The sequence below is a fragment of the Celeribacter sp. genome, from assembly GCF_048261515.1.
Classification (GTDB): Bacteria; Pseudomonadota; Alphaproteobacteria; order Rhodobacterales; family Rhodobacteraceae; genus Celeribacter.
On sequence record NZ_JBLXFZ010000001.1, the window covers coordinates 369209 to 388199 of the forward strand.

The window sequence follows — 18991 nt, forward strand, 5'->3', positions numbered from 1 at the left end:
GCGTTAGCCTCCAATCGCCCAGCGGGCATAGGCCCCGCCGAAGGCACCGTATTGAGCAAAGAACGCCACGATAACGACCCATGCGAGCGACAGCGGCAGGAAGACTTTCCAACCGATGCGCATCAACTGGTCGTAGCGGTAGCGCGGGGTGATCGCCTTCACCATCGCGAAGATGAAGAAGAAGAAGAGCATTTTCAGAATGAGCCACAGGATGCCGTCAGGCAGACCAGGCACGGGCGACAGCCAGCCGCCGAAGAACAGCAGCGAGACCAGTGCGCACATCAGAACCACGGCCATCAGCTCGCCCATCATGAACAAAAGGAAGGGCGTGGAGGAATATTCCACCTGATATCCTGCGACGAGTTCCGATTCCGCTTCGGGAAGGTCGAAGGGCGGGCGGTTCGTCTCGGCCAGCGCGGAGATAAAGAAGAGCACAACCATCGGGAAGTGCGCGACCCAGTACCACGAGAAGATGCCGAAACGGCCATCCTGCGCGGCGACGATCTGTCCGAAGTTCATGGAACCCGACGAGAGCACGACGCCGATGATGATCAGGCCGATCGAGACCTCATAGGAAATCATCTGTGCGGCGGAACGCAGCGAGCCAAGGAAGGGATATTTCGAGTTCGACGCCCAACCACCCATGATCACGCCGTAGACCTCAAGAGAGGAGACCGCGAAGATGTAGAGAATGGCGACGTTGATATCCGCGATCACCCATCCGTCATTCCACGGAATCACCACCCAAGCAATACAGGCGGTGACAAAAGTGATCATCGGCGCGAGGTAGAAGACGAACTTGTCCGCCCCTGCGGGCACAACGACCTCTTTGACGATGTATTTGATGAAGTCCGCAAAGGACTGCAACAGACCGAAAACGCCCACAATATTGGGGCCTTTGCGCATCTGGACCGCAGCCCAGACCTTGCGGTCGCCATACATAAGGAAGGCGAGCGCAACGAATAGCGGCACCAGAAGCAACAGGCATTGCCCGAGGATCAGGAGTGCTATCCCGAGATTAGTTGTCGTGAAAAATTCGACCATTTTTCAGCCTTTCACACCGTCGGTATTCTTTGTTCCCTGCAATTTGCGACCACGACTTCGGCGTCAATGGTTCGCAAACCTTCGGGCAGCGCTGACGAGATGGTGTAAACAGCATCCGCGCGCCAAATTCCAGCCTCTTGTGAGACATTTGTCCTTACATGTCGCGCAAACCCGAAACCGCGGATCAGCGCGTATTGCGCAGCAGCACATTCGGCATATGCGGCCACGTCATTTTCTTCATCCGCCCCTGCCATAGAGACATGGAAATTTACCAGATCACCGTCGAGCAAACGCGTATCAACTCCCAGATAGGATGCCCCATCTGTTGCGCTCGGCGTGTCTACAGGAGACACGCATCCGCCCATCAGCGCGGCTGCGGCAAGCGCCGCTCCCGTGCCCATGCGACGATATGCTATCCCCTGCCCCTGCATCACTCGGCGGCCACTGCGTCTGCGCGACGGGCTTTCGCCATTGCGGAAAGTTCGCCCATGAGCGCCGAGGCGCGGGCAATCGGGTTGGTGAGATAGAAATCCTTGATCGCGTTACGGAAATCCGCCTTCGCGGGTTTCTTGGCCTTGATCGGGGTCCATGTGTTCTCGGGCACTTCGTCGATTGCGGCGAGGTGCGGCACGGCGGCGATCAGGTCATTGCGCAATTGCGCCAGAGTGTCGAAGGGCAGCGTTTCTCCCAGACGCGCGGAGAGCGCACGCAGGATCGCCCAGTTCTCTTTCGCCTCACCCGGCGGGAAGGCCGCGCGAAGGGCCAGTTGCGGACGACCTTCGGTGTTCACGAAGAGACCGCCTTCTTCCGTATAAGCGGCGGCAGGCAGGATCACATCGGCACGGTGTGCGCCGCGATCCCCATGCGAACCTTGATAGATCACGAAGGCCCCGTCGGAAATTTCAACTTCGTCAGCACCGAGGTTGTAGATCACCTCTGCCCCGTCGAGCGCCTTTTCCAAACCACCTTCGGTCGCGGCCCCCACATCCATCGCGCCCACGCGAGACGCAGCGGTATGCAGAACCATGAATTTCGCGCCCGCGTTCTCAGCCAGTTTCATCGCCTGCGACAGAACCGCCTCGCCATCGGCTTCCGTCAGAGCGCCCTGACCGATGATCACAACAGTGTTCTTGCCCTCTTTGGTCGCCTTGGAGATGGATTTCTCGGCGGTCTCGACGAGAGCGGCACGGTCCGTGCCGACATGCACATAGTCATAGGTCAGGTCCACGGCCTCACCGATCAGCCCCACGGTCGCGCCATTCAGCCACGCCTTGCGGATGCGGGCGTTCAGAACAGGCGCTTCGTCGCGCGGGTTGGTGCCGATGAGCTGGATCATGTCGGCGTTGTCGATGTCCTCGATGGACGCCGTGCCAACGTAAGCGGAGCGATTGCCCTCAGGCAGTTTCGCGCCATCGGTGCGGGCCTCGACGGTGCCGCCGATGCTCTCGATCATCTGCTTGAGCGCAAAGGCTGCTTCGACGGGAGCGAGATCGCCCACAAGACCTGCGACCTTCTTGCCCTTCATGCCAGCGGCGGCGGCGGAAAGCGCCTCGTCCCACGTGGCTTTCTGAAGTTTACCGTCCTTACGCACGTAAGGCACGTCGAGACGCTGACGACGCAGGCCGTCCCAGACGAAACGGGTCTTGTCCGAGATCCACTCTTCGTTCACGCCATCATGGTTGCGCGGAAGGATACGCATCACTTCGCGCCCCTTGGTATCTACGCGGATGTTGGAGCCGAGTGCGTCCATCACGTCGATGGTCTCGGTCTTGGTCAACTCCCACGGACGGGCGGTGAAGGCGTAAGGCTTCGACGTCAGCGCACCAACGGGGCACAGGTCGATGATGTTGCCTTGCAGGTTCGACTGAAGCGTCTGGTCAAGGTAGCTGGTGATCTCGCTGTCCTCGCCGCGCCCTGTCTGACCCATCTGTGTAATGCCCGCGACCTCGGTCGTGAAACGCACGCAGCGGGTGCAGGAAATACAGCGGGTCATCGCCGTGCCAACGAGCGGACCGAGGTTCAATTCGGTCGAAGCCCGTTTGGGTTCGCGATAGCGCGAGAAATCAACACCATAAGCCATGGCTTGGTCTTGCAGGTCGCATTCGCCACCTTGGTCACAGATCGGACAATCGAGCGGGTGGTTGATGAGCAGGAATTCCATCACACCTTCGCGGGCCTTCTTGACCATCGGCGAGTTGGTTTTCACGACAGGCGGCTGACCCTCGGGACCAGGACGCAGGTCTTTCACCTGCATCGCGCAGGAGGCCGTCGGCTTGGGCGGTCCGCCCACAACCTCGACGAGGCACATGCGGCAGTTGCCCGCAATCGAGAGCCGTTCATGATAGCAAAAGCGCGGCACTTCGACCCCTGCGACCTCGCAGGCCTGAAGGATCGTCATGGCCGGATCGACGTCGATCTCGCTGCCGTCAATGATGATTTTGCGCGTGTCTGCCATATCACATCACCTGTTCTGTCGTGGGAAGCGCACCCGCGCCCGCCCGCATTGATCGAACGCTCTCACGTCCGGATTTCCGTTTGGTCCGCCATGCAATCGCGCACGCGGGCCGTCATTCACTTCGCCCGAAGCAGCGATCCTGTCACGCTGCCTTTGGCAATCTCCATCATTCCAAGATCACACAGACCTTGGGCCGTTGTCGGGTCCACACCCTGAGCACGGGCATAGTCAAATGCCACATTTCGGATGCGGTCTTTCTCCTCATCACTCTCGACATAGGCGCGGATCTCGTCGTCCGAATATCCCATCTCGGCGGCGCGGGTCTTGAGCGACCAAAGGAAGTTGAGCCCTTTGAGCTTGCGCGGCGCAATGGTCGGGCATTCGTCGCTGATCTCGATGGCCATAGCCACAGCCAACATATTATCGTCAATCTCGGGCACCTCGGAGAGGGGCGGAAGACTGTTTGCATTCACGGGCTGGGCTAGAAACGCAGCGCCAAAGGCCAGTGCTGAAAGCGTCTGTTTGATCGTCGTCATGGGAAAAGCTCCTCTGCTATGGGTCTGCGACGTTCCACTTGGAAAAGTCGCGCCACGTCCAGATACGATCCGCCAAAGGCAAGATCGCTGTCCCCATGTTTGTCGTGTGTGGCAAGGCGTTCGTGCGCCTTATCCACGTCGGGCGTTCCGCCCTTTTTCGTAGGCCGCAGATCGCGGCCCATATCCTCAACGGCATCTCCGCGTGTTAGCGCGTCGGCACAGACCGTCACAGCGGTATCAGCCCAGCCAAAGCTGCGCTCCCCGTGATCGACCGTTGCCATATGATGCCCGTTGAGATGCATTATTTACTCCGCCGCCATCGCGCCAGAGCGGCCCGCCTGCGTAGCTTTGATGCGATCCTCGATTTCCTCGCGGAAGTTGCGGATCAAACCTTGGATCGGCCAAGCCGCTGCGTCACCGAGTGCACAGATGGTGTGGCCTTCGACCTGCTTGGTCACGTCCCAAAGCATATCGATTTCTTCCAGCGATGCCTCGCCTTTGACCAGACGATCCATCACGCGCATCATCCAGCCCGTGCCTTCGCGGCATGGCGTACACTGACCACAGCTTTCGTGTTTGTAGAACTTCGACAGACGGTGGATCGCCTTGATGATATCGGTGGACTTGTCCATGACGATCACAGCAGCGGTGCCGAGGCCGGAGCCAAGCTCACCGCGCAGGTAATCGAAGTCCATGATCGCGTCTTTCATGTTCTCGCCGCGCACACAGGGCACGGAAGAACCGCCAGGGATCACGGCCAGAAGGTTGTCCCAACCACCGCGAATGCCGCCGCAATGCTTCTCGATCAGTTCCTCGAAGGAGATCGACATCTCTTCCTCGACCACGCAGGGGTTGTTGACGTGACCCGAGATGGCGAACAGCTTCGTGCCCGCGTTGTTGGGACGACCAAAGCCCGCAAACCACTCAGGCCCGCGCCGCAGGATCGTCGGCACAACGGCAATGGATTCGACGTTGTTCACCGTGGTCGGGCAACCGTAGAGACCCGCGCCCGCAGGGAACGGCGGCTTCATCCGCGGCATCCCCTTTTTGCCCTCAAGGCTTTCGAGCAGCGCGGTTTCCTCGCCACAGATATAGGCCCCTGCCCCGTGGTGCAGGTAGAGATCGAAATCCCAGCCCGACTTGGCGGCGTTACGCCCCAGAAGACCCGCGTCATAGGCCTCGTCAATCGCGGCCTGAAGCGCCTCGCGCTCGCGGATGTATTCGCCGCGAATGTAGATGTATGCCGCATTGGCCCCCATGGCGAAGGAGGCAATCAGCGCACCCTCGACGAGCGTGTGGGGGTCATGACGCATGATCTCGCGGTCTTTACAGGTGCCCGGCTCGGATTCGTCAGCGTTGATGACGAGATAGGCGGGGCGCCCGTCGCTTTCTTTCGGCATGAAGGACCACTTGAGCCCCGTCGGGAAGCCCGCGCCGCCACGACCACGCAGGCCCGATGCCTTCATCTGGTCCACGATCCAGTCGCGGCCCTTCTTGATGATGGCCGCCGTGCCGTCCCAATGTCCACGCGCCTGCGCGCCCTTCAGGGTGCGGTCATGCATCCCGTAGATATTGGTAAAGATCCGATCCTGATCCTTGAGCATCGCTCTACTTCCTTCAGCCTTGCTGGCGCGCACGCCAGATCTGGTAAATGTTCACGAACGCCCACACAAAAGCGGCGAGCGCTGCGAGATCGAAAAGGAAGACGAACCGCACAGGCAGTCCCATCTTCCCCCCGATCCATTGGGCCCCGAGCCAGACCACCATCGTTACCGCCATGACAACCCCGACCATGCGGGCCTTTCTGGCGATTGCGATCTCTTTCTCGGAACCCATCCTTCTCTACTCTCGTCCCGCGTCAGTACTTGGCGCGTTTGGAGAATTCGGTTGCCTCGCCACGGGCGAGCTTCTTGGCCTGACCAACCCAATCGTCGCGGTCGATCCGTCCTTTAAACTTCAAACGATCATCAAGCCACTCGCGCTCTTTTTTGCGCAGCGCGGCAATCTGGTCGTAGTGGTAGATGCCCAGCTCGTTGAGCGTGGCTTCCAGTTTCGGCCCGACGCCCTTGATCATCTTGAGATCGTCGGCCCCGTCCGCACGTGCTGCGGTCAGGAGATTGTCGGGTGTGCCATCCTTGGCCACGGGCGCACGTTTCGGCGCGGTCTTCGCGGCTGGCTTTGCGGGTGCAGTTTTTGCATCTGCCGCTTTATCAGTCTTGGCCTTGGTCGCTTTCGCGGCAGGCTTCTTCGCCGCCGCTGTTTTGGCAAGAGCCTTCTTCGCAGGAGCTTTTGTCGCCACGGGCGCTTCAGGTTCAGCCGTGTCTGCTACAGCAGCTTCTGCCACCACCACGTCCGTATCTGCCGCCATTTGGCTTACGGGCGTCTGTGCGCCATCAGTTGCAGCGGTTTTCGCAGGCTCGGGAGTGACAGCAGGTTCGGACGACGCGACGGCGGCAGTGGAAGCGACGGAAGGAGCTGACGCATTCGACGCCTCAGAATCCTCCTCATACCAACCAATCCACAAGAGGATCGCCACCAGAACAGCCACCAGAATGCCAACGATCAGGCTTGCACCCGTCGAGTAGCTTGCAATGAAAAGCAAAGCCAGAAAGGCCAATACGCCGCAAATCGCGGCGACCAGCCAGATCTTGGGCATCTTGCCCGCATTGGTCTCACTCATCGCGTCTCTCCTTTACCTTCGTCCCTGTTGGAAAGCGGCCATATTATTTTATGTTCGGCCGTCTTTATTCGGATCTGATCGTCAGTATTTCGCGCGTTTCGAGAATTCGGTTTCGCCGCCCTCAGCGAGTATCTTGGCCTGTTCAATCCAGCCGTCACGTTCGATACGGCCTTTGAAACTCAGGTTGTCGTCAACCCATGCCACCTCTTCGGGTGTCCATTTGGCAATCTGGTCGTAGTGGTAGAAGCCCAGATCATTGAGCATCTTTTCAAGCTTCGGGCCAACGCCCTTGAGCTTCTTAAGGTCATCCGCACCCGCCTTGCGCGGCGCTTTCATCGTGCGGGGCTTTTTCAGCGCGACTTCACCCGTGTCAGCGTCCTTAGCGGATGCAACGGGTTTTGCCTTGGTTTTGGCCGTGGCCTGCTGCTTTTGCACGCCCGTCTTGTCGGCGGGTGCCTTTGCGGCGGGCTTGGGCTCGGCCTTCTTGGCCTCGGCGGCCTGCTGCACGGCGGATTTCGCGGGCGCTTTGGCTTTCGGCGGCTGTTTCTTCTTCGATCCACCCTTGACCACCCAAGGCGTCAGGATCGGCACTTCGGTCCCGTCGATCCGCTTGAGCGTGTCGCCAATGTCGGCGGCGCGCTGGACGGAGGCGTTATATTGTGTCCTGCCGCTCTCGTGTTCGGTCAGCGATGTCAGACCGCTCAGCGGCTCGGCGGCGTAGCGACCGTTCTGCGGACCAGGCAAGGGCACCTGCCCTGCGGCCATGTCGTCGATCAGCTTGGCGAAATTCTCGGCTGTCAGATCCTCGTAGTAGTCCTTGCCGATCTGCGCCATCGGCGCGTTCGCACAGGCACCAAGACATTCGACCTCTTCCCAAGAGAACTTGCCATCGGCGGAAACCTCATGAGGGTTAGGCGCGATTTTCTCTTTGCACACGGCAATCAGATCCTCGGCACCACAGATCATGCACGACAGCGTGCCGCAGACCTGAATATGGGCCACAGAACCAACCGGTTGCAGTTGGAACATGAAGTAGAAAGTCGCAACCTCAAGCACGCGGATGTAGGGCATGCCGAGCATGTCGCCAACGTATTCGATGGCGGGTTTCGTCAACCAACCTTCTTGCTCTTGGGCGCGCCACAAAAGCGGGATCACGGCGGATTGCTCGCGGCCCTCAGGGTATTTCGTGATCTGACCCTTGGCCCACTCAAGGTTGGCCGGCGTGAATTCAAAGCTCTCGGGCTGTTCGTGATGCAGACGGCGCAGCATTAGCGGTCCACCTCCCCAAATACGATGTCCATGGTGCCGATGATGGCGGCGACGTCGGCCAGCTGGTGGCCTTTGGCGACGTGATCCATCGACTGAAGATGCAGGAACCCGGGCGCGCGCAGCTTGGCGCGGTAGGGTTTGTTGGTGCCGTCGGAGTTGAGGTAGACGCCGAATTCGCCCTTAGGCGCTTCCACGGCGGCATAGACCTCGCCTTCAGGCAGTTTGAAGCCCTCGGTGTAGAGCTTGAAGTGGTGAATGAGAGCCTCCATGGAGGTCTTCATATCCGCACGCTTGGGCGGGGTGAGTTTGCCACGAGCAAGAACGTCACCCTGATTTTCGGGCATCCGCAACTTCTCGATCGCCTGTTTGATGATCGAGGTGGATTGCGTCATTTCTTCCATCCGCACCAGATAGCGGTCGTAGCAATCGCCGTTCTTACCGACCGGGATCTGGAAATCGAACTCGTCATAGCATTCGTAGGGCTGGCTGCGACGCAAGTCCCATGCAAGACCAGAGCCACGCACCATGACGCCCGAATAGCCCCATTCAAGGATTTCCTCTTCGGTGACGATGCCGATATCCGCGTTACGCTGTTTGAAGATACGGTTCTCCGTCAGCAGCATGTGGATGTCGTCAAGCACGTTGGGGAAATGATCGGCCCATGCCTCGATATCGTCGAGAAGCTCGGGTGTCAGATCCTGATGCACACCACCGGGACGGAAGTACGCCGCATGCAGACGCGCGCCACAGGCCCGCTCATAAAAGATCATCAGCTTTTCGCGCTCTTCAAAGCCCCAAAGCGGTGGGGTCAGCGCGCCCACGTCCATCGCCTGCGTTGTGACGTTGAGCAGGTGGTTCAGCACACGGCCAATCTCGGAATAGAGCACACGGATAAGAGAGGCGCGGCGCGGCACTTCAACGCCAGCGAGCCGTTCAATCGCCATGCACCATGCGTGCTCCTGATTCATCGGCGCCACGTAGTCGAGGCGGTCGAGATAGGGCAGGTTTTGCAGGTAGGTGCGGCTTTCCATCAACTTCTCGGTGCCGCGATGCAGCAGCCCGATATGCGGATCGGCGCGTTCCACGATCTCGCCATCAAGCTCCAGAACCATCCGAAGTACCCCGTGCGCCGCAGGGTGCTGCGGGCCGAAGTTGATGTTGAAATTGCGGATCTTTTGTTCGCCCGTTTGCACGTCGCCCAGATTTCCGTCCATCATCAGACCTTTCTCCAGTTGGCCTGCCAGCGCTCGGGCAGCGGGCCGAAAGTCTTTTCTACATAGGCATAATGCGGCGCGAGGTAGTCCTGCGCGGCCCGCTTCTGCCCGTCATTCATTTTCACGGCGATCCCCTCGTGCACCCGCTTCTCCGTCTGCGCGGGCTGGTAGGTGAGGCCGAGGAAGTCACACAAATTCTGAACACCCTGCGGGGTGATCATCTCCTCGAAGAAGGTGATGTGGAGGCGGTCGGCGGGCACGGCCCGTTTCAGCTTCTCCACGATCACGGGATAGTCGCCACGAGCAACGATCCCCTCTTCCATATTCTTTCGCACGGCGCGGTTGAGGATGTTGCGCGATTTCTGCGCAATGTCCTGACCTGGCTTCAGGCGCCGCTTGGCATTCATCCGCACGTGGCTCCACAGACGATCAAGCGGGTCGCGCATAATAAAGACCACTCGCACATCGGGTGCCAGATCAGCCATCTGCGCCAGACGCTCTTCTGAAAGCAGCGCATAGGCGGGCGTCAGATCTGCCACCAGCTTTTTGCCATCCGCGTGGCGTGTCAGATAGGCCACATAGCCGTCGGTGTTTTCTTCACCCTGTGCGATCAACTCGCCCAGCAATTCGGCATCGCACACACGGTCAAGCGCCGCGTCGCGTTCACCGCCATTGGCAGCAGCGGCAACCGCACGCCACTTCGCGGCCTGTTTCTCCAGAGCCTTTAGAGCAAAGCCTGCGTTATCAAGGTCGAGACTATCGAAATAGTGCAACTCCTTGACCGCGCCGAGCGCGCACTCGTCGTGTCCGTGCAAATACTGGTAAAGCCAGGACGTCCCGGCTTTCGTTGCACCAACACAGAACATGAGTGTCTGCTCCAGCTTCACGCTCTTATGCCCCCGCCTTTTCGCTGTCGCTCTTCTCGTCACCGGGAAGGACATAGTGCGCACCCTCCCACGGCGAGAGGTTGTCGAACTGGCGGAATTCCTGCGTAAGCTTCACAGGCTCATAAACCACGCGCTTGAGCTCTTCGTCATAGCGCACTTCGGTGTAACCCGTCGTCGGGAAGTCCTTGCGCAGCGGATGGCCGCTAAACCCGTAGTCCGTCAGAAGACGACGCAAATCGCCATGGCCCGAGAAAATGATCCCGAACATGTCGTAGACCTCACGCTCGAACCAACCCGCAGAAGGATGAATGGCAGTGATCGACGGGATGCTCTCATCCTCGTCCACCGCCGTTTTCACGCGGATACGTTGGTTCTGATACATCGACAGGAAGTGATAGACGACATCGAACCGCGCGGAGCGCGCGGGGTAGTCCACCGCCGTCAGATCGACCAGCGTCGAAAACTTGCAGGTCGCATCCGACTTCAGGAAATCGACGAAATCGACAATGCGATTGGCTTTCACCGTAACCGTCAACTCGTCAAAAGCGACCTCTGTGGACACCACGTCCTGAGGGCGTTTGAGCTCAATGTGTTCGGCCAGATCTTTCAGTGCTTGGCTCATCCGCTCTCTCCTTAGCGCGCAATCGTGCCGGTGCGGCGCATTTTGCGCTGCAACTGGAGGATGCCATACATCAGGGCTTCCGCAGTCGGCGGGCAGCCCGGAACGTAGACATCCACAGGCACAACGCGGTCACACCCACGGACGACCGAATAGGAATAGTGGTAGTATCCACCACCGTTGGCACAGGACCCCATGGAGATCACGTAGCGCGGCTCGGGCATTTGGTCGTAAACCTTGCGCAGCGCGGGTGCCATCTTGTTGGTCAGCGTGCCCGCCACGATCATCAGATCGGACTGGCGCGGAGACGCACGCGGCGCGGTGCCGTAACGCTCAAGGTCGTAGCGCGGCATGGAGGTGTGCATCATCTCCACAGCGCAACAGGCCAGACCAAAGGTCATCCAGTGCAAAGACCCTGTGCGGGCCCAGTTGATAATGTCCTCGGTGGAGGTCAGCAGAAATCCCTTGTCCTGCAGATCCTTGTTGAGCGCCTGAACGGCATGCTCGGGATCGGCCCCAGCGGTATTCTGCGAAGTCATCACGCCCATTCCAGCGCCCCCTTCTTCCATTCGTAGGCAAAGCCCACCGTCAGCACGCCAAGGAACACCATCATCGACCAGAACCCGACCAGCCCCACATCCTTAAAGGCAACAGCCCATGGGAAGAGGAAAGCGATTTCGAGATCGAAAATGATGAACAGGATCGACACCAGATAGAAGCGGACGTCGAATTTCATCCGAGCGTCGTCGAATGCGTTGAACCCGCACTCATAAGCCGACACTTTTTCAGGGTCGGGATTACGAACGGCGATAATGATGGCTGCGAAGATGAACACGAGGCCTAGCGCGATGGCGAGGCCGAGGAAAATGACGATGGGGAGATATTCCCGAAGCAAGTCTTCCACGAGCGGCTCCTTGAGTTGCGGACCGGAACCCGACGAACAGGTTGCACAGGTGCGCGTGCTTAAGCTTGTCGTGGTTTAGCCCTCCCCGCCCATGTGGTCAACCAAACCGACCGATTTTTATCCCTGTAAAGACGGGGGTTTGGCGCATTCTGTCGATTGTGATCACGTCGCACACAAAAAAAGCAGCGGCCGCACCGCACCTTTTCGATTCGAGCCACTGCCTATCACAGATACCCTAGTATTTTACTTAGGGTTTGGGGGCGCACTCACAGGCGCGCTATCTCCTCGCGGATAATCTGCGCGATGAGCGTGCAATCCGCCTCACTAAAGGTGAGCGGCAGCCGCATATCCATGATCGCACGCAACACACGGTCGCTCTCGGGAAGACGCTGAGCCTTCGCGTAGTGCCAACTGTCATAGCGCGAGGTGAACCCCTGCGGCTGGGGCGCGCCGAACCATTTCAACTCCACGCCGCGCGCAGCACAGGCCGCGACAAGCGCCTCGATCCGCGCGTCCTCCCATTCGGTCAGCAGGAACTGGATCGAGGAGCCGACGAAATGTTCCTTCGCGGGACGGGCAATCATGGAGACCCCGTTGCACCCTTCTAGCCCCGCCTCCACCGCGCGGTAGAGCTTATTCCACTGCGCTACTTTTCGGGGAAGGTCGGGGAGCTGTGCGCGCAGGATGGCGGCGCGAAGATTGTCCATCCGCCCCGACACATTTGGCGTGTCAAACTTGTACTTTTCGAACACTTCAGGCGCAGGTGCAGCGGTATGGCGCGGGTATAGCATGTAAGAACCCGACAATAGCACCATTTGCGCGGCCAGATCGGGATCGTCGGTGACGATCAAACCGCCCTCCCCCGAATTGATGTGTTTGTAGGTCTGCGTCGAATAGCAGGCAATCGCACCGTGCCGCCCTGATGGCACCCCGTCCCACGCCGCGCCCATTGTGTGTGCGCAGTCCTCGATCACCGTCACACCATGCGCGTCGCACAGCACCATCAGCGCGTCCATATCAACGATGTGTCCACGCATGTGCGACAGCATCAGAACCCGCGCCCCGCTGTCCTCGATTTTGAGCGCGAGATCCTCAAGGTCGATCACCAAATCTTCTGTCACACCGACGAACACGGGGGCACCACCGACCGAAGCAATCGCCCCGGGAACAGGCGCAAGAGTAAACGCATTGGTGAGCACTGGCGCGCCCTGTTCCACGCCAACCGCCCTGAGCGCGCAGCCCATGGCGTAGCCACCCGACGCCACGGCCAGACAGTATTTTGCCCCTGTGAACGCGGCAAATTCCTCTTCGAGTCGCGATACTTCGCTGATCTCGTCGCCAACTGTATTGTAGCGGTGCAGCCGTCCCGTGCGCATCACCTCGACCGCCCGCGCAATCGCCTCGTCCGACAGCGATTCCTGCTGCGTGAACTGCCCTGAAAATACCACGTCTGTCATCCGATTAACGCCTTCGTCACCGATCCAAGCATTTGATAAGACGGCAGTAATGCCTCTGGCTCAAGCTCGGCCACCGCCGCACCGTCAGGCCCGAATGTCACGAGCGCACAGGGCACACCCGCCGCGCGGGCTGTCTCGCGGTCGGTCTCTGTGTCGCCCACGAGATAGCTTTGTGACACCGTCCCGCCCGCCTCTTCGACGGCGGCGATATATGGCTTGGGATCTGGCTTTGCGACGCCGACCGTCTGCGCTCCGATCATCGAGCTGAAGAGATCGCGCACACCGAGCGAGACCAACAAACGATCCGCGAGCGCCTCAGGCTTGTTTGTGCAGATACCCACGGCATAGCCCGCGCGTTTGAGATGCACCACCGCGTCCACCGCCCCGTCATAGAGCCGCGTATGCACGTCAATGGCGCTGGCATAGGCATCGAGCAAGACGGGATATTGCGCATCCACCGCTTCCTCGGACACCTCCGCGCGCATCCGCGAGAACCCGAGCCGCAACATCGCGCGCCCGCCTCGAAACGCCGTGCGCGCATCCGCTACGGGATCGAGCACATCGCCATAGCCCATCCCGCGAAAACAGGCATTGGCCGAGGCAATCAGGTCTGCCGACGTATCCGCCAACGTTCCGTCGAGATCGAAAATCACCGTCCGCATGAAAACTCTCCACTGGCTGCACCCTGAAATGCGCATAGGCAAATCTCTGCCCGCAGGTGTAATGTGGCGTCAGAATTAGTGAAGCCCCGCCCCTTGCGGCTATTCCCCCCTTGGGTAAAACGGCAGTCACATAAAGAAAAGAGCAGATCGGGACGAAGACTATGGCGAATGCGCTCATCATCCTTGCAGCAGGGCAAGGCAGCCGAATGAACTCGGACCTTCCAAAGGTGTTGCACAAGATCGGCAATGCGCCGCTTTTTGCACATGCTTTGGCGGCAGGTGAGGCGCTGGAACCCAGTGCGAAAGTGGTTGTGGTCGGTCATGGCGGCGATACGGTTGCCGCGGCGGCTGAGGCCATTGACCCCGAAATCACCATCGCCCGTCAGAACGAACAACTAGGCACCGCCCATGCCGTCGCCCAAGCCCGCGACGCACTGGCCGATTACGAGGGTGATGCCTTTGTCCTCTATGGCGACACCCCCTTTGTCTCGGCCGAAACGCTGGAGCGGATGAAGGCGGCACGCGCCACCCATGACGTTGTTGTGCTGGGCTTTGAAGCCGCCGACCCCGCCCGCTATGGCCGACTTGTCATGGAGGGCGACCGCCTTTCGCGCATCGTAGAATTCAAGGACGCCGATGAAGCCGAACGCGCGATCACATTCTGCAACTCTGGCGTTGTTTGTGCGGATGCCGCGACGCTGTTTGCGCTCATAGACGAGGTTGGAAACGACAATGCGGCGGGGGAGTACTACCTGCCTGACATCGTTGAAATCGCTTGGAAAAACGGAAAGACAGCGACCGCCGTTGCTTGTGAAGAACGCGAGACGCTGGGTATCAACACCCGCGCGGAACTGGCCCGCGCCGAGGCCGTGTTCCAGCAGATGAAGCGCGAGGAAGCGCTGGAAAACGGCGTGACGCTGACCGCTCCCGAGACGGTCTTCTTCTCCCTCGACACCTATCTGGGCCGCGACGCGGAAGTGGAGCCGCACGTGGTCTTCGGCGCGGGCGTGACGGTGGAAAGCACCGCCCGCATTCGCGCTTTTTCCCACCTAGAGGGCTGCCATGTTTCCATGGGCGCGACCGTTGGCCCCTATGCCCGCCTGCGCCCAGGTGCGGAACTGGCCAACAACGCCCATATCGGCAATTTCGTCGAGATCAAGAATGCGCAGATCGGCGAAGGCACCAAGGTCAACCACCTCACCTATATCGGCGACGCGGATATCGGGGACGGAACCAATGTCGGCGCGGGCACGATCACCTGTAACTATGACGGCGTGTTCAAACATCGCACCACCGTGGGTCGCAACGCCTTCATCGGCTCCAACACCATGCTCGTCGCCCCCGTCACCCTCGGCGACGAAGCCATGACCGCGAGTGGTTCGGTGATCACATCCGACGTAGAAGCGGGTGCCTTGGCACTTGGTCGCGCCAAGCAGGTCAACAAACCGGGCCTCGCCGTGCGAATGTTCGAAAAGTTAAAGTCCGCGAAGAAAAAGCAGCAAAAAGGTTAGTAAAATGTGCGGTATTGTAGGGGTTCTGGGAACCCATGAAGTTGCGCCTATTCTCGTGGAAGCCCTCAAACGCCTCGAATATCGCGGCTATGACAGTGCGGGTATCGCCACAGTCAACAACGGTACGCTCGACCGCCGCCGCGCGGTTGGAAAGCTGGTGAACCTCTCCGACGAGTTGGTCCACAATCCGCTCGCGGGCAAGTCTGGCATCGGCCACACCCGCTGGGCCACCCATGGTGCGCCGACCGTGACCAACGCCCACCCGCACAAGGCGGGCCCCGTTGCGGTGGTGCATAACGGGATCGTCGAGAATTTCCGCGAATTGCGCACCGATCTGGCCGCGAAAGGTTACCCTGCGGCGACGGAAACAGACACGGAGACCGTGGCCCTGCTCTGCCAGAGCTACATGGATGCGGGCAAAGCCCCTGTGGACGCGGCGATGGCCACGATTGACGGGCTCGAAGGGGCGTTTGCGCTGTGCTTTCTCTTTGATGGCGAAGACGATCTTCTGGTCGCTGCACGCAAGGGCTCGCCTCTGGCCATCGGTCACGGCAAGGGCGAGATGTTCGTGGGCTCCGACGCCATCGCTCTGGCACAGATGACCGACCAGATCACCTATCTCGACGAGGGTGACCGCGCCATTCTGACCCGTGACGGGGTCGATATTTTCGACGCAACCGGCGCACAGGTCCAACGCCCCCGCCGCACCATCGCTATGGATGCCGCACGGATCGAAAAAGCCGGCCACAAACACTTCATGGCCAAGGAAATTGCGGAACAACCGACCGTGATTTCCGAAGCGCTGGCCTATTATCTCAACGCCGATGAAACGGGCATCACCCTGCCCGACCCCGGCCTTGATTTCTCCGCCTTCGACCGCATCGTGATGGTGGCTTGCGGCACGGCCTATTACGCCTGCTTTACGGCAAAATACTGGTTCGAACAGGTGGCCCGCATCCCTGTGGAGATCGACGTGGCCTCCGAATTCCGCTACCGCGAACCGCCCGTAAGTGCCCGAACTCTCGCGATTTTTGTCAGTCAGTCGGGGGAAACGGCGGACACTTTGGCCGCACTCAGATATATGTCGGACAAGGCGGATAAAATCGTCTCCGTGGTCAATGTCGCAGAAAGCTCCATCGCACGCGAAAGCGACATTGCGCTGCCGATTCTGGCCGGTGTCGAGGTCGGCGTGGCCTCCACCAAGGCCTTCTCCTGCCAGCTGACCGTTCTGGCGCTGCTCGCTTTGGAGGCCGCCCACCAGCGCGGAGAAATCGACGGAGACACGCTGTCGAAACGGCTTACGGAACTGCGCAGCCTGCCCGGTCTTCTGACCCGTGCACTGGATCTGGACGAGACGCTGAACACCATTTCCAACACGCTCTCCGAGGCCAAGGACATTCTCTTCCTCGGTCGCGGCATGATGTATCCGCTCGCTCTCGAAGGCGCGTTGAAACTCAAGGAAATCAGCTACATACACGCAGAAGGCTATGCATCCGGCGAATTGAAACACGGACCGATTGCCCTGATCGACAGCCACACACCCGTCATCGTTTTCGCCCCGCATGACGCGCTTTTCGATAAGACCGTGTCGAACATGCAAGAGGTCATGGCGCGCGGCGGAAAGGTGCTTCTGGTCTCCGACCGCAAGGGGCTGGAAGTGGCTTCCGAGGGCGTCTGGCAAACGGTGCAAATGCCCGAAGTGCCCGACCTTTTCGCCCCCTTGCTCTACGCCATTCCTGCCCAGCTCATCGCTTATCACACGGCGGTCGCCAAGGGCACGGATGTGGACCAGCCGCGCAATCTGGCGAAATCCGTGACGGTGGAATGAGCGGGCGACACTGGCCCATTTTGCCCCTCACAGACCGGTCGGCTCCGCGTCGGACTTATGTCGGACACCTGTCGGGCACGCCCGCTGTGGCCCAATGGCACGTTGCGCGGCGCGGCACTCTCATCTATCACCGCCTGTAAATGGTCTGCTGGAAAGACCCGGCTGGAAGGAAAGCTGTCCCATGATGTTTGACGACGCGCTCGGAGCGCTCATGACCCACGCCGATACGGCCCGCGCGACCGAATTGGAAAACCGCTTCGGCGCAGGCAGCTATCTCGGCGTGGCCCCGCAGGCGATGGAAGAACTCGCGCGCAGCTGGCGTCAGGAGATCGACGCTCCTGAACGCCTCGCACTGGCACGCGCGCTTTGGGTCGATGGCCCGTTCGAAGCCCGCATCATGGCGGCGAAACTTCTGACCCAAGCGCGGATCAAGGACGATGCCGAAATCTGGGACCAGATTTGCGCATGGATTTCCGAGGCGGCCAACTGGGCCGAACTGGACGCGCTGGCCGCCGCCGGTGCGCGCAGGATCGTCACCGACCTGTCGCGGATGGAGACCGTCCATACGCTTGCCAAATCCGAACGCGTTCTGGACCGCCGCGCCGCCCTTGGCCTCTCCCTGCCGCTGGCGAAACTCGCCCACCCATCCGAGGCGGAAGTCAACGCCATCGACGATGTGCTCTACTGGCTCACCCATGCGCTTGAAGACAGTGACAAAGACGTGTCGCGCATGGCCGATACATGGCTCAAGAGCCTCGGCAAACATGACCGCAAACGCGCCAGCATGGTGCGCCGTGTGGTGCAGTCTCGCGCAAGTGATGGCTGAAAGGCTTGGCGACACTGCCAAAGCGCCCTAGATTGCCCCGCATGACATCCGCAACGCCCCGCCTCATCGACCCGTTTGCCCGACCGATCACCTATCTGCGGGTGTCGGTGACGGATCGCTGCGATTTCCGCTGTGTCTATTGCATGGCGGAAAACATGACCTTTCTGCCGAAAAAAGAATTGCTGACCCTCGAAGAGCTGGACCGCATGTGTTCCACGTTCATCGGGCTGGGTGTCGAAAAACTGCGCATCACCGGCGGCGAACCTCTGGTGCGGCGCGGGATCATGACCTTTTTCCGCGCCATGTCGCGGCATCTGGACAGCGGCGCGCTCAAGGAACTGACCGTCACCACCAACGGTTCGCAACTGGCGCGTTTCGCGGATGACCTCTATGCGGCGGGAGTTCGGCGGATCAATGTCTCTCTCGACACGCTCGACGCGGAGAAATTCGCCCGCGTCACCCGTTGGGGCCGGCTCGATCAAGTGCTTAAGGGCATCGATGCGGCGCGCAACGCGGGCCTTCGAGTGAAGATCAACACGGTCGCGCTCAAAGGCTTCAACGAGGACGAGTTATTCACGCTTGCCGACTGGTGCGCGCGCGAAGATATGGACCTGACCTTTATCGAAGTCATGCCAATGGGCGACTTGGGTAACGAGGATCGCGTCGGGCAATACTGGTCGCTCGATGATTTGCGCGGTGATCTGGCGGCGCGCTACACGCTCACCGATCTCGATGAAAGCTCAGGCGGCCCCGCACGTTATGTGCGGCTGGAGGAAACGGGGCAGAAGATCGGTTTCATCACGCCGCTCACCCACAATTTCTGCGAAAGCTGCAACCGCGTGCGGATGACCTGCACGGGCGAGTTGTTCATGTGTCTGGGACAGGAGGACAATGCCTCCCTGCGCGACATCATGCGCGCCTCGCCCGAGGACGACGCCCCGCTAATCCGCGCGATCGAGGATGCCATTGCCCGCAAACCAAAGGGCCACGATTTCGACTATTCGCGCCAACGGGCCGACGGTCAGGTCTCCCGCCACATGAGCCACACGGGCGGGTAAGACGCGCAGGAAAAAGCGCGGACAAATCTGCCCGCGCCCGA

General features: G+C 60.0%; 20 protein-coding genes. 4 read left to right on the top strand and 16 right to left on the bottom strand.

Annotated elements, in window-relative coordinates:
* Positions 1 to 3 precede the first annotated feature (3 nt).
* The 16 genes from nuoH to ACN0SC_RS01890 all read right to left on the bottom strand — a co-directional run bounded on the left by nuoH (position 4) and on the right by ACN0SC_RS01890 (position 13727).
* Complete coding sequence (nuoH, locus tag ACN0SC_RS01815; protein ID WP_417247956.1) at positions 4 to 1044, bottom strand: NADH-quinone oxidoreductase subunit NuoH; 1041 nt, start codon at positions 1042 to 1044, stop codon at positions 4 to 6.
* 11 nt (positions 1045 to 1055) lie between these two features.
* Positions 1056 to 1445 (bottom strand): hypothetical protein, encoded by a 390-nt coding sequence (locus ACN0SC_RS01820; protein WP_417247957.1) that lies wholly within the window; start codon positions 1443 to 1445, stop codon positions 1056 to 1058.
* 29 nt (positions 1446 to 1474) lie between these two features.
* Positions 1475 to 3499: an NADH-quinone oxidoreductase subunit NuoG gene (gene nuoG, locus ACN0SC_RS01825; RefSeq protein WP_417247958.1), complete on the bottom strand. Its 2025-nt coding sequence runs from the start codon at positions 3497 to 3499 to the stop codon at positions 1475 to 1477.
* A gap of 116 nt (positions 3500 to 3615) precedes the next feature.
* Entirely contained in the window at positions 3616 to 4035 is a 420-nt protein-coding gene (locus ACN0SC_RS01830) for a DUF5333 domain-containing protein (protein WP_417247959.1), read from the bottom strand.
* Positions 4032 to 4337 carry a hypothetical protein gene (locus tag ACN0SC_RS01835; RefSeq protein WP_417247960.1) on the bottom strand — a complete coding sequence of 102 codons (306 nt, stop codon included), beginning with the start codon at positions 4335 to 4337 and terminating at the stop codon, positions 4032 to 4034. Before ACN0SC_RS01835 ends, ACN0SC_RS01830 begins: the two co-directional genes overlap by 4 nt.
* A gap of 3 nt (positions 4338 to 4340) precedes the next feature.
* Positions 4341 to 5639: an NADH-quinone oxidoreductase subunit NuoF gene (gene nuoF, locus ACN0SC_RS01840; RefSeq protein WP_417247961.1), complete on the bottom strand. Its 1299-nt coding sequence runs from the start codon at positions 5637 to 5639 to the stop codon at positions 4341 to 4343.
* A gap of 13 nt (positions 5640 to 5652) precedes the next feature.
* Positions 5653 to 5871 carry a DUF5337 domain-containing protein gene (locus ACN0SC_RS01845; RefSeq protein WP_417247962.1) on the bottom strand — a complete coding sequence of 73 codons (219 nt, stop codon included), beginning with the start codon at positions 5869 to 5871 and terminating at the stop codon, positions 5653 to 5655.
* 22 nt (positions 5872 to 5893) lie between these two features.
* The gene (locus ACN0SC_RS01850; RefSeq protein ID WP_417247963.1) at positions 5894 to 6715 is read right to left on the bottom strand and encodes an NADH:quinone oxidoreductase; all 822 of its coding nucleotides are present in this window, start codon (positions 6713 to 6715) and stop codon (positions 5894 to 5896) included.
* An 81-nt stretch (positions 6716 to 6796) separates the two neighbouring features.
* On the bottom strand, positions 6797 to 7984 hold the full coding sequence (locus ACN0SC_RS01855) for an NADH-quinone oxidoreductase subunit E (RefSeq protein WP_417247964.1): 1188 nt from the start codon (positions 7982 to 7984) through the stop codon (positions 6797 to 6799).
* Positions 7984 to 9201 (bottom strand): NADH-quinone oxidoreductase subunit D, encoded by a 1218-nt coding sequence (locus tag ACN0SC_RS01860; RefSeq protein ID WP_417247965.1) that lies wholly within the window; start codon positions 9199 to 9201, stop codon positions 7984 to 7986. The genes ACN0SC_RS01855 and ACN0SC_RS01860 overlap by 1 nt, the downstream gene beginning before the upstream one ends.
* Complete coding sequence (locus ACN0SC_RS01865; RefSeq protein WP_417247966.1) at positions 9201 to 10085, bottom strand: sulfotransferase; 885 nt, start codon at positions 10083 to 10085, stop codon at positions 9201 to 9203. The genes ACN0SC_RS01860 and ACN0SC_RS01865 overlap by 1 nt, the downstream gene beginning before the upstream one ends.
* A 4-nt stretch (positions 10086 to 10089) precedes the next feature.
* Positions 10090 to 10707: an NADH-quinone oxidoreductase subunit C gene (locus ACN0SC_RS01870; RefSeq protein ID WP_417247967.1), complete on the bottom strand. Its 618-nt coding sequence runs from the start codon at positions 10705 to 10707 to the stop codon at positions 10090 to 10092.
* Between the two features lie 11 nt (positions 10708 to 10718).
* Complete coding sequence (locus ACN0SC_RS01875; RefSeq protein ID WP_417247968.1) at positions 10719 to 11252, bottom strand: NuoB/complex I 20 kDa subunit family protein; 534 nt, start codon at positions 11250 to 11252, stop codon at positions 10719 to 10721.
* Positions 11243 to 11608, bottom strand: a complete 366-nt coding sequence (locus ACN0SC_RS01880; protein WP_417247969.1) for an NADH-quinone oxidoreductase subunit A — start codon at positions 11606 to 11608, stop codon at positions 11243 to 11245. Before ACN0SC_RS01880 ends, ACN0SC_RS01875 begins: the two co-directional genes overlap by 10 nt.
* Before the next feature lie 266 nt (positions 11609 to 11874).
* Entirely contained in the window at positions 11875 to 13065 is a 1191-nt protein-coding gene (locus tag ACN0SC_RS01885; RefSeq protein WP_417247970.1) for a DegT/DnrJ/EryC1/StrS family aminotransferase, read from the bottom strand.
* On the bottom strand, positions 13062 to 13727 hold the full coding sequence (locus tag ACN0SC_RS01890; RefSeq protein WP_417247971.1) for an HAD-IA family hydrolase: 666 nt from the start codon (positions 13725 to 13727) through the stop codon (positions 13062 to 13064). Before ACN0SC_RS01890 ends, ACN0SC_RS01885 begins: the two co-directional genes overlap by 4 nt.
* Positions 13728 to 13888: 161 nt before the next feature.
* Here ACN0SC_RS01890 and glmU point away from each other — a divergent pair, with 161 nt between their 5' ends.
* The 4 genes from glmU (at position 13889) to moaA (ending at position 18950) form a co-directional block, all read left to right on the top strand.
* The gene (gene glmU / locus ACN0SC_RS01895; RefSeq protein ID WP_417247972.1) at positions 13889 to 15238 is read left to right on the top strand and encodes a bifunctional UDP-N-acetylglucosamine diphosphorylase/glucosamine-1-phosphate N-acetyltransferase GlmU; all 1350 of its coding nucleotides are present in this window, start codon (positions 13889 to 13891) and stop codon (positions 15236 to 15238) included.
* A gap of 4 nt (positions 15239 to 15242) precedes the next feature.
* Positions 15243 to 17066 (top strand): glutamine--fructose-6-phosphate transaminase (isomerizing), encoded by a 1824-nt coding sequence (gene glmS / locus ACN0SC_RS01900; protein ID WP_417247973.1) that lies wholly within the window; start codon positions 15243 to 15245, stop codon positions 17064 to 17066.
* 181 nt (positions 17067 to 17247) lie between these two features.
* Positions 17248 to 17892, top strand: a complete 645-nt coding sequence (locus ACN0SC_RS01905; RefSeq protein ID WP_417247974.1) for a DNA alkylation repair protein — start codon at positions 17248 to 17250, stop codon at positions 17890 to 17892.
* Between the two features lie 41 nt (positions 17893 to 17933).
* The gene (gene moaA, locus ACN0SC_RS01910; RefSeq protein ID WP_417247975.1) at positions 17934 to 18950 is read left to right on the top strand and encodes a GTP 3',8-cyclase MoaA; all 1017 of its coding nucleotides are present in this window, start codon (positions 17934 to 17936) and stop codon (positions 18948 to 18950) included.
* Positions 18951 to 18991 lie beyond the last annotated feature (41 nt).